A 15869-nucleotide genomic window follows, 5' to 3' on the forward strand; every position below is an offset into this window, starting at 1 on the left:
GTCAGCGCCGTAAGCGGAAGGCGGCGGCGAGCAGGGTGACCAGCGACCAGGCCGCCGTGATCGCCGCGGCGATCCACCAGCCGACCAGGGCCAGGCCCGCCGCGGCCAGGGTGATCATCGCGGCGACGGCGAAGAGGGGGAGTGCGGGGCGTGTCGGTGCGGTGATGCTGAAGTTGCCGCCGCCCATGCGGGTGCAGAAGTCGGGGTCGTCGCGCTGGAGTTGCCGTTCCATCTGCGCCAGCCGTCGGCTGTCCTCTTTGCTGAGCATGTAGTTACCTTCCGGTCCGCCGCGCCGGTGGGGCCTTGATCCGTAAAGCATCGATCGACATCGAGAGATCCCGATCACAGTCATTGTTACCTCTGCATTGCCTTTGTGATACGCCCGCGTGTGCCGAATTTTCTCGGCTCGATTCCGAGGGGATGCCGGACGTTCACCGGATACAACGGGCCGACAGTCCCGTGATGACGGCGATCTAAGCGGATATGCGAAGAAGGCGGCACCTGACAACAGGTGCCGCCTCGGCCGACCGGAAGATTCACCCCCGGGCGCGGAACACCCACACCCGCAGCATGAGGAAGCGGACCGCGGTGGCCACCAGATTGGCCACGACGAGTGCGGCGACCTCGATCGGCCAGGTCGGCACGGCCACCGCCGCGTGCAGGAGAGCAAGGGTTCCGCTGGTCAGCGCGAGACCGATGCCGAACACCACGAGACCCTGCGCCTGGTGACGGACGGCGCCGTCGCCGCCGCGTACGCCGAAGGTCAGCCGACGGTTGGCGGCGGTGTTCGCCACCGCCGTGACCAGCAACGCGATCAGGTTCGCCGACTGGGCGCCGATGCCGGTGCGCAGCAGCGCGTAGAGGACGACATAGGCGAGAGTGCTGGCCACGCCGACGCCGGCGAAGCGGATCAGCTGGCCGGTCAGGCCCGCCGGGACACCGTCGACGGGCAGCGGGTTGCGGCCCAGCTGCTCACGGAGAGTGCCCAGCGGGAGGCGGCCGGTGGACAGCGCACGGGTCACCCGAACGATGCCCTTGAGATCCTCCATCGCGGTCGACACGATGTCGACCCGGCTGTCCGGGTCGTCTACCCAGTCCACCGGAACCTCGTGGATCCGCAGGCCGGCGCGTTCCGCCAGGACCAGCATCTCGGTGTCGAAGAACCAGCCGGTGTCCTCGACCATCGGCAGCAGCCGGGTCGCCACGTCGGAACGGATCGCCTTGAAGCCGCACTGCGCGTCGGAGAACCGGGCGGCCAGGGTGCCCCGCAGTATCAGGTTGTAACTGCGCGAGATGAATTCGCGCTTGGCGCCCCGGACCACCCGTGAGCCGCGGGCCAGCCGGGAACCGATCGCCAGGTCGGAGTGCCCGGAGATGAGCGGCGCCACCAGCGGCAGCAGCGCGCCCAGGTCGGTCGACAGGTCGACGTCCATGTAGGCGAGCACAGCCGCGTCCGAATGTGTCCAGACGTATTTGAGGGCGCGACCCCGGCCCTTCTCCGGCAGGTGAACCGCCGCCACCTCCGGGTAGTGGTGCGCCAGCCGCCGCGCCACCGTCAGCGTGCTGTCGACGCTCGCATTGTCGGCGATCGTGATCCGGAACCGATAGGGAAAATTGGCCGCCAGATAGCCGTGCAGACGCCGCACACACGGTTCGAGATCGGTCTCCTCGTTGTACACCGGGATGACCACATCGAGAACCGGCGCCGTGACGCGGCTCGGGTAGGCGTCGTGGGAGGGCAGCGTCGAAAGGCTCATGCGGCAACGGTGCGCCGCGCGGCTTTGCCCGTTCCGTGGTCTTCCTGTGAGGACCGTGTGACTGCTTTCCACCCCCTTTCCGGGTACGGGCCACACCTCCCTCGACCGCAGATGATCCGTCCCGGGCCGCCACCCACGGAAACGCAGCCGCGGCCCCTTCGACGGATAGGTCGAGGGGGCCGCGGCTGCCGGAGACGTCAGGACGTGGTCTTCGGAGTGGTCAGGTCGTAAACGGTCGTGCCGCCCACCGTCTGCGCGGTGTAGTTCTCGGACACCCACGAACTGATCTGCGAGCTGTAGTCGGAGCCGCCGTTCTGGGCGCCGCCGATGCTGCCACCGATGAAGTAGTGGATCTTCCCGTCGGTGACGTACTGCTGGAACTGTTCGAGGGTGGGTGACGGGTCGGTGCCGTTGAAGCCGCCGACCGCCATGACCGGCTTCTCGGTGGCGAGTTGATAGCCGGACGCGTTCTGCGAGCCGACGGCCGCGGCCACCCAGGTGTATTCGTCGGCGTCCGCCTCGAGCAGGGTCTTCATCTCGGCGCTGACCTCGGAGGCGTTGAGCAGGCTGTTCCGGCCGCCGCCTTGTTGTCCGCCGCGCCCTTCACCGGTGCCGCCGCGTTGCCGCCCGCCGCTGTTCTGCCCGCCGCTGTTCTGCCCGCCGGTGTTGTTCTGACCGCCTGCCGTGTTCTGCCCGGTCTGGTTGTTCTGGCCGTTTTGTCCGCCGGGGAAGCCGCCGCCGTTCTGGCCGTTCTGTCCCCCGCCGCCGGGGATCCCGCCCCCACCGGGACCGCCGCCCCCGCCGCGGTTGAAACCACCACCACCGCCGCCCGGCCCGCCGCCCCCGCCCGACACCGACGGCCCCGCCGACGGGATCGACCCGGTGTGCGGCTCCGACGCGGTCTGCACCGCGTACGCCGCCGGCCCGGCCAGTCCCACGATCACCGCCACACTCGCCGCGATCATCGCCAGCCGCTTCGCCAGCCGGAACGACACCACCACCGCGACCGCCGCGACGATCCCCACGATCAGCACCGGCAGCCGCAGCCACGGCAGGAAGTCCTCGCTGCGTCCCAGCAGCACCCACGACCACCAGGCCGTCACCGCGATCGCCGCGCCCATGGTCAGCGCCGCCAGGATGTTCTCCCGGTGCCTCCACAGCAGTGCCGCACCCATGGCGACCACCGCGCCCACGGCCGGAGCCAGCGCCACCGTGTAGTACGCGTGGAAGATCCCCTGCATGGCGCTGAACACCAGGCCGGTGACGAGCAGCCACATCCCCCAGACGATGAGCCCGGCCCGTTGCAGGTCGGTGCGCGCCCGCCGAGCCGTGATCACGAGCCCGGCCGCGAGGAGGATCAGCGCGGCGGGGAGCAGCCAGGAGATCTGTCCACCCTGGGCGCTCTCGAAGAGCCGCAGCGGTCCGCCCTCGCCCCACATGCCGCCGGCGTTACCGCCACCCCCGCCGCCGACGCTGCCCGTCTCGTCGCCGTTGAGCCGGCCGAGCCCGTTGTAGCCCAGGGTCAGTTCGAGGATGCTGTTGTTCTGCGAGCCGCCGATGAAGGGCCGCATCGACGCCGGAACCAGTTCGACGATGGCGATGTACCAGCCCGCCGACACGATCATCGCGCCGAGGGCGAGCAGCAGCTGCCAGATCCGTTTGCCGAGCTTCGGCGGGCCGGCGATCAGGTACGCCAGGCCGAACGCCGGCACCACCAGCAGCGCCTGCAGCATCTTGGCGAGGAAGCCGAACCCGACGAACACCCCGCACAGCACGATCCACTTGGTGGAGCCGGTCTCCACGGCGCGCAGGGTCGCGTACGCGGCGGCCACCATGAGCAGCACGAGCAGCGCGTCCGGATTGTTGAACCGGAACATCAGGACGGCGACCGGGGTGAGCGCCATGACCGCACCGGCGAGCAGGCCGGCGACCGGCCCGAAACCGCGGCGGACGGTCGCGTACAGCAGGCCGGTGGCGGCGACGCCGAGCAGGGCCTGCGGGACGAGGATGCTCCACGAGCTGAGGCCGAAGATCCGCACCGACAGCGCCATGATCCAGAGGGCGGCGGGCGTCTTGTCCACGGTGATCGCGTTGGACGCGTCCGACGAGCCGTAGAAGAAGGCCTTCCAGCTCTCCGAGCCGGCCTGGACCGCGGCCGAGTAGAACGCGTTGGCCCAGCCGGACTCGCCGAGCCCCCAGATGTAGAGGACCCCGGTCAGCACCAGGAGGGCGATCAGGGAGGGCCGGATCCAGGGAGCATCGGTACGCCCGAGAAGGAGACGTGCCGCACCGGTGCGATCACGGGACGGCGGTGGTGCCGGCGCCACCGTCTCTTCGGAGGGCAACAGCAGGGTCATCGGGTACTCCCCAGAAGCGGCGGATGCGTACCCGATGAAGGTTCGGCCGGTGCACTGTCGCACCCTTGTGGCCCCACTGTGCGATCCCTGTGAGTCCCGAATGGACCCACAGGGATCGAGGCACGTCAGCGGTTGCGGCGCTTCGCGGAGGCCGTGGCCAGGCGGTCCAGCACCTCGACGGTGGCGTCCCAGCCCATGCACGCGTCCGTCACGGACTTGCCGTAGGCGAGCTCGCCGCCCAGGTCCTGCCGTCCCGGCTCCAGGAAGCTCTCCAGCATCACACCGCTGATCCCCAGGTTGCCGGCCTCCATCTGCTGCGCCACGTCCTCGACCACCAGCGGCTGGCGCAGGTGGTCCTTGTTGCTGTTGCCGTGCGAGCAGTCGATCACCAGACGCTCCGGCATGCCGGCCTTGCGCAGCAGCGCCAGCGACGCCTCCACGTCCTCGGCGCTGTAGTTCGGCTTACCACCGCCGCCGCGCAGCACCAGATGGCAGTCCGGGTTGCCGGCGGTGTGCAGGATCGCCGGGGTGCCCGAGTAGTCGATGCCGGGGAACACGTGCGACGCGGCGGCGGCCTCGATCGCGTCGACGGCGGTGGCGACACTGCCGTCCGGGCGGTTCTTCATGCCGATCGGCATCGACAGCCCGGAGGCGAGCTGCCGGTGCACCTGCGACTCGACGGTCCGCGCCCCGATCGCGCCCCAGGCGACCGTGTCCGCGATGTACTGCGGGGTGATCGGGTCGAGGAACTCCACCGCCACCGGCAGGCCCTGGCCGACGACCTCCAGCAGCAGCTTGCGGGCGATCCGCAGGCCGGCGCCGACGTCACCGGAACCGTCGAGCGCCGGGTCCATGATCAGACCCTTCCAGCCGACCGTGGACCGCGGCTTCTCGAAGTACACCCGCATCACGATCAGCAGGTCCTCGTTGAGCCGCTCGGCCTCGGTCCTCAGGCGCTGGGCGTACTCGGCGGCGGCGACCGGGTCGTGCACCGAGCACGGGCCGACCACCACGATCAACCGTTGATCTCGGCCGTTGAGCACGTCCTCGACCTGCTTGCGGCCGGCCAGCACGGTGTCGTGCAACGCGCTGGTCAACGGCAACTCGTGGTGCAGCAGCGCCGGGCTCATCAGCGGGACGACCTTCTCGATGCGCTGGTCGCGGACGCGCTGTACCTCTGGGGCGGTCATGGCGTTCTCCTTAGAAGCGCCGGCGCCCGGGGCGAGAGCCGGCTTGCTCATGGCAAACAAAAAGGCAGCGACATCGTCGCTGCCTCAGCCGGCTCCGGCGGGGGTGTCTCAGGTCATGCGGTCATGGCCGAGGCACCGGCGCGAGCCGGCCTCGTAAACCAATAGAAGAAAGACGCAGAGTGAGACACGCCCGCCAGCATAGCCACATCACCGGACCGGATGCAGCATCTGGGGCCGTTGTTCAGCTGTTGGGACGACCGGCGGTGGGCCGAGCGGCAGCATCACGGTGAAGACGGTCTGCCCGGGACGGCTCTGCACGCCGACCTTGCCGCGGTGCGAGGAGACCACCGCGTGCACGATCGACAGGCCCAGGCCGGTGCTGCCGGCCGCGCGCGACCGGGAGCTGTCACCTCGGGCGAACCGCTCGAAGATCCGCGGGGTCAACTCGGCCGGGATGCCCGGACCGTTGTCGATCACCTGGACCACGGCGGCGTTCGGCATCGCGCCGACCTTGACCGTGACGGTCGAGCCCTCCGGTGTGTGCGTGCGGGCGTTGGCGAGCAGGTTGGCCACCACCTGGTGCAGGCGGGCGCCGTCGCCGATCACGGTGACCGGCTCCTCGGGCAGGTCGAGCTGCCAGTAGTGCCGGGGCCCGGCGGCGTGCGCGTCACTGGTGGCGTCCACGGCGAGCATGGTCAGGTCGACCGGGTCCTGGGCGAGCGGCCGGCCGGCGTCCAGCCGGGCCAGCAGCAGCAGGTCCTCGACCAGGGCGGTCATCCGCTTGGCCTCGGACTCGACCCGGGTCAGCACGTGCGAGATCTCCGGCGGGATGACCTGGCGGCTGCGGCGGCTCAGTTCGGCGTACCCGCGGATGGCGGCGAGCGGGGTGCGCAACTCGTGGCTGGCGTCCGCGACGAACTGCCGGACCTGCATCTCGCTGGCGTGCCGGGCCTCCAGGGCGTTGCCGACGTGGTCGAGCATCCGGTTGAGGGCGGCCCCGACCTGTCCCACCTCGGTGTGCGGGTCGGTGTCCTGCTCGGGGACCCGCTGCGCGAGGCGTACCTCACCGCGGTCCAGCCGCAGCTCGGACACCCGGGTCGCCGTCGCCGCCACCCGGTTCAGAGGCAGCAGGGTACGCCGGATGATCAGCGCCCCGGCCCATCCGGCGATGAGCAGCGACCCCACGATGACGCACCCGGTGAACGCGGCGACGGTGATGAGGGTGGTGTTGACGTTCTCCAGGGAGAGGCCGACGTAGCGGGTGGCGCCGTTCTTGACCGTGGCGACGATGAGGTACTCCGGCAGGCCGCCACCCAGGTCGACCTGAACGATCTTGCCGGTGGTCGGCACCTCGCTGGTCATCGTGGCGATCGCCTCCGCGGACAGCGCGGTGAACGTCAGGCTGCCGTTGTCGTCGGTCCCGGTGGGCTCCAGGAAGTCCACGATGCCGCCCTCGGGTCCCGAAGTGGGATCGACCGTGTAGACGAGGGCCTTGGTCGGCGGGTTGCCGGGGATCTCACTGTCCGGTTGTCCCTGGGGCGACTGCTGCGTCTGGTACTTGCGGCTGCCCATGCCGGGGAAGTCCTGCTTGTTGGGGCCGCCGTTGACGCGCTTCTCGACGTCCTGCAGCTCGTTCTCGATCTGCGAGTGCAGCGAGTTGTAGAGATACAGCTCGGCGGTGCTGCCGACGACCAGGCCCAGAACCGCCAGCAGGGCGATCATTATGGCGACCAGCCGGGTGCGCAGGGGCCAGCCCGCGGGGTTACGCAGACGGGCGGCCAGGGACGGGGTGGTGTCGGCAGCGGGCATGATCAGTCGGCCGGCTTGAGGACGTAGCCGGCGCCGCGCATGGTGTGGATCATCGGCGCGCGGCCGGCGTCGATCTTCTTACGCAGGTACGAGATGTACAGCTCCACCACGTTGGCCTGCCCTCCGAAGTCGTAGTTCCAGACGCGGTCCAGGATCTGAGGCTTGCTCAGGACTCGACGCGGGTTACGCATCAGGTAGCGCAGCAGTTCGAACTCGGTGGCGGTGAGGGTGATCAGGTCGCCGGCCCGGCGCACCTCGTGCGAGTCCTCGTCCAGGGTCAGGTCACCGACGACGAGCTGCGACTCGGTGCGCATCGGGGCGTGCCCCATCCGGCGCATCAGGCCGCGCAGCCGGGCCACCACCTCCTCCAGGCTGAACGGCTTGGTGACGTAGTCGTCGCCGCCGGCGGTCAGCCCGGTGATCCGGTCCTCGACCGAGTCCTTCGCGGTCAGGAACAGCACCGGGACCTCGGGGGACTCGCCGCGCAGCCGGCGCAGCACCTCGAGGCCGTCGATGTCGGGGAGCATCATGTCGAGGATGACGGCGTCGGGGCGGAAGTCGCGGGCGGTGCGCACCGCGGTCATCCCGTCGCCCGCGCTGCGGACCTCCCAGCCCTCGTACCGCAGGGCCATCGAGAGGAGCTCGGCCAGCGTCGGCTCGTCGTCCACGACGAGGACACGGACCGGGGTCCCGTCGGGCCGCCGAAGTTCGGTGCTGGAGTCTGCGTTCGCCATCGTCATGCCCCTACTGTGCGGGGCGACGCTCGGCGCCCGCTTTCCGTTTCCTGTGTACGAGCTGTGTCCTTGCGCCACAGGCCGCCCACGCGGATGACACAGGGCGGGGACAAGGGGCGCCGTCATGGTTTTCGGCATGACGCTTCCAGCCCATGAGGCATTCCACCAGTCTGCCCGGTGGCGTGGCGAACCGGGCAGAACGCACAGCAAACCCATAATGGGCGGATGCCTCATGCGCCCAAGGTGCCCGCGGCGCTGTCCGCCGCGGCCTTCCTCCTCCTCTCCGGCGGCCTGGCCCTCCTGCTGCTGAGACGCTGACTTGCGCAGCAGAGTGACGTGGGAACACTCGCCGTACGCCCGATGTTTGTGAAAGCGTTGGTCATCAGGGTCGGAGGGCGAGCGTGGGGAGCATGCACGTGGATCTTCTCGAGGAGTACCGCAGGGCCACCTTCTTCTTCGAGGCGGGCGATCCGCTCGCCGCCTCGCGGCTGCTCGAGCCGATAGTCGAGGCCGAACCGCACAACACCGCAGTCCGTCAGCTGCTCGCCCGGGCCTACTTCAACTCAGCCCAGCTGAACGGGGCGGAGACACAGCTCCGGGCACTGATCGAGCATGATCCGTCGGATCACTACGCGCATCACGTGCTCGGCCGGACCCTGGAACGGGCCGGACGCTTCCGCGAGGCCTTGCCGCACCTGCGCCTGGCCGCCGCGATGAAGGCGCAGAGCGACTATCAGGAGGCGCTGCACCGCGTCGAGACGTGGCTGGGCAAGGCCGGCGCCGCATAGGCTCTGTCCTGTGAAGCTGAAGCTGGACCTGCACGACATCTTCAACAAGGGCCACGAGATCGACCGGGCCCTGCGCGGGATCATCGACGAGGCCATCGCCAAGAAGGCGAGCCTCGTCGAGATCATCCCGGGTAAGGGGAGCGGCGCCCTGAAGAAGAAGGTGATCCGCTTCCTCGACCAGAAAGAGATCAAGCAGCTCTATCACCGGGTCGAGAAGGACGGCGACAACTGGGGGCGCCTGTTCGTGCACTTCCGTCACGACGCCCCCACCGGCCGCCGTGGCCGCGGTCGGTGACCGGCTAGATCGTGTAGCTCTTCGCCACCGCGACCATCTCGCTGCTGTGTGAGCCCATCACGCCGACGCCGGCCGGGCGCGGCTGGAAACCGGGCATCGCGGACACGTCGTCGCTGGCGTCCATCGCCCGCAGCTGGACCGGGCCGGTGCCCTGCACGGTCAGCGTGACCTGCACGCCCTCGGCGGGCGGGGCGTGGAAGACGAAACCGAAGCCCCAGCCGCCACCGGCCACCGTGCCGGTCTCGACCGCGCGACCACCGACCGTCGCCGCGGTCACGGTCGTCGCCGCGGCCACGTGCAGGGTGACGAAACGGGCCGTACGCTGCGGTTCGACCAGCAGGTTCAGGGTCCGGCCACCGGCTGACGGCGCCTGCGAGACCAGGGTGACGGCGGGCGCGGGCAGCGACGCGGCCGGGGCCGGGCCGGTGCGCAACAGCTCCGGTCCGAAGGCGGGCAGCGTCGCGGCGACCTCGGCGGGCTCCTGCGTCACGTACCGGGTGGTCCACTCCTGCGGTTCGCTCTCCTCACTGAGCCACCGGGCGGTGTTCGTGTCGGCGTCGAGCGCGTACATCAGGTGGGTCAGGGACGGGTGTTTCGCATCGAACCGGTCGACGGCCAGCCCGGTGGCGGTGAACACCAGGAACGCCACGAAAGCGGCCAGCCCCGGCACCATCGCGAGGCGGCGGTCCCGGAGTGCGACCAGGCCACGGGCGCCGTCCGGTGCCGGGTGCGCCAGGTCGAGTGCCGGCAGCAGGGCCAGACCGAGCAGCGCGGTCAGAAACGCCCCGATCCCGGCCATCGGCATGCCCAGCGCCGGGAAGAGCATCACGATCGTCGGCGCGAGGACGACGACCGGGACCAGGGCGCCGGCGACGATCACCGGGACGGCGGCGAGCGGGCGGACGTGGATCGCGATCAGCCCGGACAGGGCCACGGCCAGGGCGGGAAGCGTCGTCAGGTAGGCCCCGCCCGGCGTCAGGATCGCGAGCGGGACGCCCAGCACGGCGAGCCAGAACGCGCCACCGACGGCGAGGGCGGCGGCACCGACGCGACGGCGCAGCAGCACGAACCAGACGAGCACGACGGTCGCGGCCAGCGCGACGACCGCCGACCTGTACCACAGTGGACGGTACGGGTCGATGGGCATCCCGGCGTACTCCGGGCGGACCGCCACCAGTGCCGCCCACAGCCCCTGGGCGAGCGCCGGCGCGAGCACCACCGGCACCAGGGCGAGACCGGCCGCCGCCACCAGCCGCCGGCCGCTCGCCCGGCCCCGGCGCCGGACCAGCCAGCCCAGGGCCAGCACCGCCACCAGCGCCAGGATCGCCAGCGGCAGCACCAGGCCGCCGGGGTAACGGACCAGCACACCCAGCGCCGGGAAGTAGGTGGCGTCGGCGTCGTCGTCGAGCGCCGCCAGGTCACGGCCGCCCAGCTCCCGGGTCAGCGCCAGCAGGTTCTCCCCGTGGTGCTGCAGGCTGTCGCGGTCGAGCGCCTCCGGGGTGTCGGTCGGCGCGTGGTAGACCGCGGCACCGTCGATGTACGCCGAGTTCAGCCCCCGGAAACCCGCTTCCCGGAACGCGGTGAAGTCGGTGTCGTTGGGCAGCAGACGGTAGATCTCCACGGCGAACGACGTGCCGACCGGGACGGGCGTCTCCGCGTACGCATCGACCAGATCCTGATTGCCCGCCGAGGTCTCGAACATGATCGTCGGACCGGAGCTGCCGCGGGCCTCGAGATTGAGCACGACGCCGCCGGAGCGGGCCAGCGGGTGCTGGTCGACGAAGGCCTTGGCCCCGCAGAGGCAGGCCTCCTCGGCGTCGGTGAGCACCAGCACCACGTCGTTGCGCAGCCGGTCGCCGGCGGCGGTCAGCGCCCGCGCGGTCTCCAGGATCGCGGCGGTCCCGGACGCGTCGTCGTTGGCGCCCGGGCCGGACTGCGCCGAGTCGTAGTGGGCGACCAGGAACACCGGAGCGGTCGAGGCGGTCCCCAGGATGCGGGTCACCACGTTGCGCACCCGGGCCAGGCTCGTGCCGCCGGCGCTCGACGACAGCGCGACACCCTGGACCGAGACGGTGTCCTGCACCTGCGGGGTGAGTCCGAGCCCGCGCAGGGTATCGATCAGGTGGTCGCGGACGGTGTCGTTGGCCGCGCTGCCGGCCGGATGCGGGCGAGAGGCGATGGTCCGGATCTGCGCGAAGGCGCGCTCCGCACTGAAATCACCGGCCGCCGCGGTGTCCGGCCGGGCCGCGGGCGGCAGGATCGACCGGACCGCGGCGAAGCCGGCCAGCGCCAGAACGGCGAGGGCGGCGGCCGCGGCGACGGCACGCCGGGGCGGACGGGTGAGGGCGGAATCACGCATGGATGACATCTAAGCGCCCGGCTATGACAGCCGGGTACCCACCGGGATCGGTTCAGGCGGGCGATAGCGTGTTGTGGGTGACAGCCCCGTTCGACCCAGCCGCCGTCATCGCGGAGTTCATCGACGCGGTGTCCCCCTACAACCCGCATCCGGAGGCCGCGCCCGTCGCCGTCGTCGGTCTGCGCACCGCGTACGGCGAAGACGTCTTCACCCTGAGTGACCATGTGATCCGTGCCATGTGCCGGGCGCTGGAGTCCTATCGCGACCCCGAGGACCGCGGCGACTGTGCCGGCTGCGGTGGCCGCCACCTGGACGAGAACCTGCACTGCCGCGACTGCGGGCGCCTGCACGGCGTTCTCGGCCAGGTCATCGCCGAGCACATGCGCCGGGCCGCAGCCGACGGAGAGGCGCCCCGGCCGGGAGGCCCGATGTGAGCTCAGGTCACGAGGTGGTGACCGAAGTTGTGCACCCGGCCCCGGTGGTACACGATTTGCGGGTCACCTATGCGTCGAGTGGGGAATCCTGATGACGGAGCGGTCGCTCGCCCCCCGGCGGTATGCGACGGAACAGTTGCAACGGTTGCGGATCCTTCTCGTCGAGGACGACGAGGGCGACGCCTTCCTGGTCCGTGAGCTGCTCAGCGAGGCGGAGGCCCCGTTCCGGCTCACCGTCGCCAGCACCCTGCGCGAGGCCACCGGTCTGGTCGCCGACGCCGACTGTGTGCTGCTCGACCTGGGTCTGCCGGACGCCGAGGGCATCGACGGCCTGCGCAAACTGCTCGCCATCGCGGACAACGCCGCGGTCTGTGTGCTCACCGGCCGCTCCGACGAGCACCTGGGCGTGCAGGCTGTGGCCGAGGGCGCCCAGGACTACCTGGTCAAGGGCCAGGTCGACGGCGTCCTGCTGATCCGTTCGCTGCGGTACGCGGTGGAGCGCAAACGCGCCGACGAGAACGCCCGCCGGTTGCGCGAGGTGGAACTGCTGCAGGCCGAGTCTGCCCGCCTGGAACGTGGTCTGCTGCCGCAGCCGCTGATGCAGACGTCCGAGGTGACGGTGGAGACGTTCTACCGTTCCGGGCGCGCGCTGGGCCTGCTCGGCGGTGACTTCTTCGACGTGGTGCAGACCGGCGACCGGCTGCACGTGATCGTCGGCGACGTGTGCGGGCACGGGGTGGACGAGGCCGCACTCGGCGTCGAGCTGCGGGTCGCCTGGCGTGCGCTGGTGCTGGCCGGTGTGCCCGAGGACCACGTGCTCGCCGCTTTGGAACAGGTCCTGATGACCGAGCGCCGGGCCCGGGAGGTGTTCGCCACGGTCGCCTCGGCCGTGATCGACCTGCCGGGCAACCGGGCGACCGTCCGGCTGGCCGGTCATCCGCAGCCCGTCGTGCTCGCCGGGGGCAAGGCCGAGCCGGTCGCCGCGCGTACCGGCATCGTGCTCGGGGTACGTCCCACTCCCACGCCCGCCACTGAGTTGGAGTTCTCCGGCGATGACTGGTCTCTGCTGATGTACACCGACGGACTGATCGAGGGACACATCGGCGCCGGCAACGAGCGACTGGACGTGGACGGCCTGTGCCGCCTGCTCGGCGAGCCGGCCGCCCGTGAGGTGCCGCTGCCCGACCTGCCGCCGTGGCTGGTGGCCCGGGCCGACCAGGCCAACGGCGGCCCGCTCACCGACGACGTGGCGATGCTGCTGATCTCCCGTGGCGGTGGGCGGTGAGTCTGTCAGCGGTCCATTCCTGGACCCTGCGTCAGCGGATCATCGCGTTGTGCGCCACCGTCGGGATGCTGCTCGCCCTGCTCGGGGTCTTCGCCGCGGTGACCGCCGCGGAGAACAACCGTCAGCTGGACAACGTGCTCGACCGGGCCAGCCCGATGCGGGCGGCCGGCGAGACGCTGAACACCGCGGTGGTCGACCAGGAGACCGGTGTCCGCGGGTACGCGATCACCGGCCGGGACGCCAACCTGCTGCCCTACCGGAGCGGCCTCGCCGAGGAGCGTAAGCAGGTCGACCGGATCGAACGCCTGCTCGCGCCGGGTGAGGACGACATCCGGGACGCGTTGCGGGTGGTCGAGCAGCGGGCCGACGCCTGGCGGGCCGCGGTCGCCGATCCGGTGATCGCCGCGGTCGGCACCGGGGGCACTGCCGCCGCGCAGGACGTCGTCGAGAACGCCGCCACGACCGAGTTCGACCAGCTGCGGGCCGCCATCGCCGAGATGCAGAACCACATCTCGGTGCTGCGGGCCGCGTCCGCCGACGCCGCCCGCGACTCCAGCCAGGCGCTGGTGGCCATCGAGATCGCCGCCGCGGTGATCATCGTGCTGGCCGGCATCATCCTGCTGGTGCTGCTCGACCGGATGGTCAGCCGTCCGGTCACCGACCTGGCCGCCCAGGTGCGGCAGGTCGCGTCCGGCGACTACGACCGGCACATCAACAACGAGTACGGCTCGTCCGACCTGGTGGCGCTCGCCGAGGACGTGGACCGGATGCGCCAGCAGATCGCCAGCGAGCTGAGCGAGGTCCGGCAGGCCCGGCAACAGGTCGAGTGGATCAACCAGCAGCTCCAGTCGCAGGCCGAGGAGCTGACCCGGTCGAACCGCGACCTTGAGCAGTTCGCCTACGTCGCGTCGCACGACCTGCAGGAACCGCTGCGCAAGGTGGCCAGCTTCTGCCAGCTCCTGCAGCGCCGGTACGCGGGTCAGCTCGACGAACGCGCCGACCAGTACATCGGGTTCGCCGTCGACGGCGCCTCCCGGATGCAGCGGCTCATCAACGACCTGCTGGCGTTCTCCCGGATCGGCCGGCTCACCAGCGGATTCTCCGACATCGACCTGAACAGGTTGCTCGGAGAGGTGAAATCGCAGCTGGAGAGCCGGGCCGGTGAGGACACCGAGATAACGTGGTCGGGACTGCCCACGGTGGAGGGTGAGGAGCCGCTGCTCACCACCCTCTTCGTGAACCTGATCGGCAACTCGCTGAAGTTCCGCCGGCCGGACGTGCCGCTCGTGGTCACGGTGACCGCGGAGCGCGACGGATCCGAGTGGCGGATCAACGTTCGTGACAACGGCATCGGGATCGAGGCCGAGTTCGCCGACAAGGTGTTCGTGATCTTCCAGCGGCTGCACGCCCGGGACGCCTACGAGGGGACCGGGATCGGGCTGGCCATCGTCAAGAAGATCGTCGAATACCATGGCGGTCGGGTCTGGCTGGACGTCGACGTGCCGGAGGGCGCTTCGATCTACTTCACGCTGCCGGTGATGCCCGGTGCGGACGAGCCGGAGCCCTCCGAGGGGTCCGGAAAGGTGATGGTGGAGCAATGAGTGACACCCGGGAGAGCGGGACACCGATAGAGGTGCTCCTCGTCGAGGACGACCCCGGCGACGTCCTGATGACGCAGGAGGCGTTCGAGGAGCACAAGGTGCGCAACCGGCTCACCGTCGTCTCCGACGGCGCGGAGGCCCTGGCCTATCTGCGACGCGAGGGGCCGTTCACCGGCGCTGTCCGCCCGGACCTCATCCTGCTCGACCTCAACCTGCCCAAGCGTGACGGCCGCGAGGTCCTCGAGGAGATCAAGAAGGACGACGACCTGGGCCGGATCCCGGTGGTCGTGCTCACCACGTCGTCCGCCGACGAGGACATCCTGCGCAGCTACCAGCTGCACGCGAACGCATACGTGACCAAGCCGGTGGACTTCGAGCGTTTCATCGCGGTCATCCGGCAGATCGATGAGTTCTTCGTCTCCGTCGTGAAGTTGCCGCCGCGTGCTTGATCAAGTCGCCGACATCATCCGCGAGGTGGCCCGCACGATCGTGCTGCCCCGTTTCCAGCACCTGTCCGCGGACGAGATCCACCAGAAGGTCCCCGGCGGCCACGACACGGTCACCATCGCCGACCAGGAGTCCGAGCGCGAGCTGACCCGCCGGTTGACGGCCCTGCTGCCCGGTTCCGTGGTGGTCGGCGAGGAGGCGGTCCACGCCGATCCCGCAGTCCGTGACCTGGTGGGCGTCGCCGGCTACGTGTGGATCGTCGACCCGGTCGACGGCACGAACAACTTCGCCGCCGGCAAGGGACCGTTCTGCGTGATGGTCGCCCTGGTCCGCGACGGCGAGCCGGTGGCGGCCTGGATCCTGGACGTGCTCGCCGACAGCATGACGGTGGCCGAGGCCGGTTCCGGAGCGCACCGTGACGGCGTACGCATCACCGTCCGCACCGACGATCCCGGTGCCGCCGCCCTGACCGGGGTGATCGCCCACCGGTACTTCCCGGACGACCTGCGCACCCGGGTGGTGGCCAACGCCGCCGCGTTCAAGCAGTTCAGCATGGGCCGGCACTGCGCGGGCTACGAATATCCCGCGCTCGCCACCGACGAACAGCAGTTCGCGATGTTCTGGCGCATCCTGCCCTGGGACCACGTGCCCGGCTCGCTGATCGTGCGCGAGGCCGGCGGAGTGGTGCGGCACCTCGACGGTGGCGTGTACCACCCGACTGACCACACCCGTGGTCTGCTGGTCGCGACGAACGCCGATATCTGGGACACCGTCCATGAAACGCTGTTCCCGGATGGCGTTGTCTAAAGTGTC

At 70.3% G+C, this 15869-nt stretch carries 14 protein-coding genes; 7 read left to right on the forward strand and 7 right to left on the reverse strand.

Annotation, left to right across the window (positions count from 1 at the left end):
* Position 1: 1 nt before the first annotated feature.
* From QSK32_RS05370 to QSK32_RS05395, 6 genes are all read right to left on the reverse strand, one after another.
* Complete coding sequence (locus tag QSK32_RS05370; RefSeq protein ID WP_285471363.1) at positions 2 to 268, reverse strand: DUF3040 domain-containing protein; 267 nt, start codon at positions 266 to 268, stop codon at positions 2 to 4.
* A gap of 268 nt (positions 269 to 536) precedes the next feature.
* Positions 537 to 1757 (reverse strand): bifunctional glycosyltransferase family 2/GtrA family protein, encoded by a 1221-nt coding sequence (locus tag QSK32_RS05375; protein ID WP_285471364.1) that lies wholly within the window; start codon positions 1755 to 1757, stop codon positions 537 to 539.
* Positions 1758 to 1954: 197 nt separating this feature from the next.
* Complete coding sequence (locus QSK32_RS05380) at positions 1955 to 4114, reverse strand: ArnT family glycosyltransferase (protein WP_285471365.1); 2160 nt, start codon at positions 4112 to 4114, stop codon at positions 1955 to 1957.
* A 125-nt stretch (positions 4115 to 4239) separates the two neighbouring features.
* Positions 4240 to 5304 carry a 3-deoxy-7-phosphoheptulonate synthase gene (locus QSK32_RS05385; protein ID WP_285471366.1) on the reverse strand — a complete coding sequence of 355 codons (1065 nt, stop codon included), beginning with the start codon at positions 5302 to 5304 and terminating at the stop codon, positions 4240 to 4242.
* A 207-nt stretch (positions 5305 to 5511) separates the two neighbouring features.
* On the reverse strand, positions 5512 to 7113 hold the full coding sequence (locus QSK32_RS05390; RefSeq protein ID WP_045745262.1) for a sensor histidine kinase: 1602 nt from the start codon (positions 7111 to 7113) through the stop codon (positions 5512 to 5514).
* A 2-nt stretch (positions 7114 to 7115) separates the two neighbouring features.
* Positions 7116 to 7853 (reverse strand): response regulator transcription factor, encoded by a 738-nt coding sequence (locus QSK32_RS05395; protein ID WP_045745261.1) that lies wholly within the window; start codon positions 7851 to 7853, stop codon positions 7116 to 7118.
* Between the two features lie 410 nt (positions 7854 to 8263).
* Here QSK32_RS05395 and QSK32_RS05400 point away from each other — a divergent pair, with 410 nt between their 5' ends.
* Both QSK32_RS05400 and QSK32_RS05405 read left to right on the forward strand, forming a co-directional pair.
* Complete coding sequence (locus QSK32_RS05400; protein WP_045745277.1) at positions 8264 to 8635, forward strand: tetratricopeptide repeat protein; 372 nt, start codon at positions 8264 to 8266, stop codon at positions 8633 to 8635.
* A gap of 10 nt (positions 8636 to 8645) precedes the next feature.
* Positions 8646 to 8930 carry a Smr/MutS family protein gene (locus QSK32_RS05405; RefSeq protein ID WP_045745260.1) on the forward strand — a complete coding sequence of 95 codons (285 nt, stop codon included), beginning with the start codon at positions 8646 to 8648 and terminating at the stop codon, positions 8928 to 8930.
* A gap of 4 nt (positions 8931 to 8934) precedes the next feature.
* On the opposite strand, the gene QSK32_RS05410 is transcribed toward QSK32_RS05405, so the two are convergent.
* On the reverse strand, positions 8935 to 11289 hold the full coding sequence (locus QSK32_RS05410; RefSeq protein ID WP_285471367.1) for a M20/M25/M40 family metallo-hydrolase: 2355 nt from the start codon (positions 11287 to 11289) through the stop codon (positions 8935 to 8937).
* Between the two features lie 77 nt (positions 11290 to 11366).
* Here QSK32_RS05410 and QSK32_RS05415 point away from each other — a divergent pair, with 77 nt between their 5' ends.
* The 5 genes from QSK32_RS05415 (at position 11367) to QSK32_RS05435 (ending at position 15863) form a co-directional block, all read left to right on the forward strand.
* Positions 11367 to 11723, forward strand: coding sequence for a hypothetical protein (locus QSK32_RS05415; RefSeq protein WP_045745258.1), 357 nt, complete (start codon positions 11367 to 11369; stop codon positions 11721 to 11723).
* Between the two features lie 91 nt (positions 11724 to 11814).
* Positions 11815 to 13008 carry a PP2C family protein-serine/threonine phosphatase gene (locus QSK32_RS05420; protein ID WP_045745257.1) on the forward strand — a complete coding sequence of 398 codons (1194 nt, stop codon included), beginning with the start codon at positions 11815 to 11817 and terminating at the stop codon, positions 13006 to 13008.
* On the forward strand, positions 13005 to 14609 hold the full coding sequence (locus QSK32_RS05425; protein ID WP_353050958.1) for a sensor histidine kinase: 1605 nt from the start codon (positions 13005 to 13007) through the stop codon (positions 14607 to 14609). The genes QSK32_RS05420 and QSK32_RS05425 overlap by 4 nt, the downstream gene beginning before the upstream one ends.
* Positions 14606 to 15058, forward strand: coding sequence for a response regulator (locus QSK32_RS05430; RefSeq protein WP_045745255.1), 453 nt, complete (start codon positions 14606 to 14608; stop codon positions 15056 to 15058). The genes QSK32_RS05425 and QSK32_RS05430 overlap by 4 nt, the downstream gene beginning before the upstream one ends.
* The gene (locus QSK32_RS05435) at positions 15051 to 15863 is read left to right on the forward strand and encodes an inositol monophosphatase family protein (protein WP_045745254.1); all 813 of its coding nucleotides are present in this window, start codon (positions 15051 to 15053) and stop codon (positions 15861 to 15863) included. The genes QSK32_RS05430 and QSK32_RS05435 overlap by 8 nt, the downstream gene beginning before the upstream one ends.
* Positions 15864 to 15869: the final 6 nt, after the last annotated feature.

The organism is Actinoplanes sp. NBRC 101535 (genome assembly GCF_030269225.1).
Lineage (GTDB): Bacteria > Actinomycetota > Actinomycetes > Mycobacteriales > Micromonosporaceae > Actinoplanes > Actinoplanes rectilineatus.

What these genes read in the sequence shown, in the direction of transcription:
- QSK32_RS05420 (WP_045745257.1), top strand. Translation starts at nt 11,815, where the DNA reads ATGACGGAGCGGTCGCTCGCCCCCCGGCGGTATGCGACGGAACAGTTG.
- QSK32_RS05430 (WP_045745255.1), top strand. Translation starts at nt 14,606, where the DNA reads ATGAGTGACACCCGGGAGAGCGGGACACCGATAGAGGTGCTCCTCGTC.
- QSK32_RS05375 (WP_285471364.1), bottom strand. Translation starts at nt 1,757, where the DNA reads ATGAGCCTTTCGACGCTGCCCTCCCACGACGCCTACCCGAGCCGCGTC.
- QSK32_RS05370 (WP_285471363.1), bottom strand. Translation starts at nt 268, where the DNA reads ATGCTCAGCAAAGAGGACAGCCGACGGCTGGCGCAGATGGAACGGCAA.
- QSK32_RS05385 (WP_285471366.1), bottom strand. Translation starts at nt 5,304, where the DNA reads ATGACCGCCCCAGAGGTACAGCGCGTCCGCGACCAGCGCATCGAGAAG.
- QSK32_RS05390 (WP_045745262.1), bottom strand. Translation starts at nt 7,113, where the DNA reads ATGCCCGCTGCCGACACCACCCCGTCCCTGGCCGCCCGTCTGCGTAAC.
- QSK32_RS05395 (WP_045745261.1), bottom strand. Translation starts at nt 7,853, where the DNA reads ATGACGATGGCGAACGCAGACTCCAGCACCGAACTTCGGCGGCCCGAC.
- QSK32_RS05410 (WP_285471367.1), bottom strand. Translation starts at nt 11,289, where the DNA reads ATGCGTGATTCCGCCCTCACCCGTCCGCCCCGGCGTGCCGTCGCCGCG.
- QSK32_RS05380 (WP_285471365.1), bottom strand. Translation starts at nt 4,114, where the DNA reads ATGACCCTGCTGTTGCCCTCCGAAGAGACGGTGGCGCCGGCACCACCG.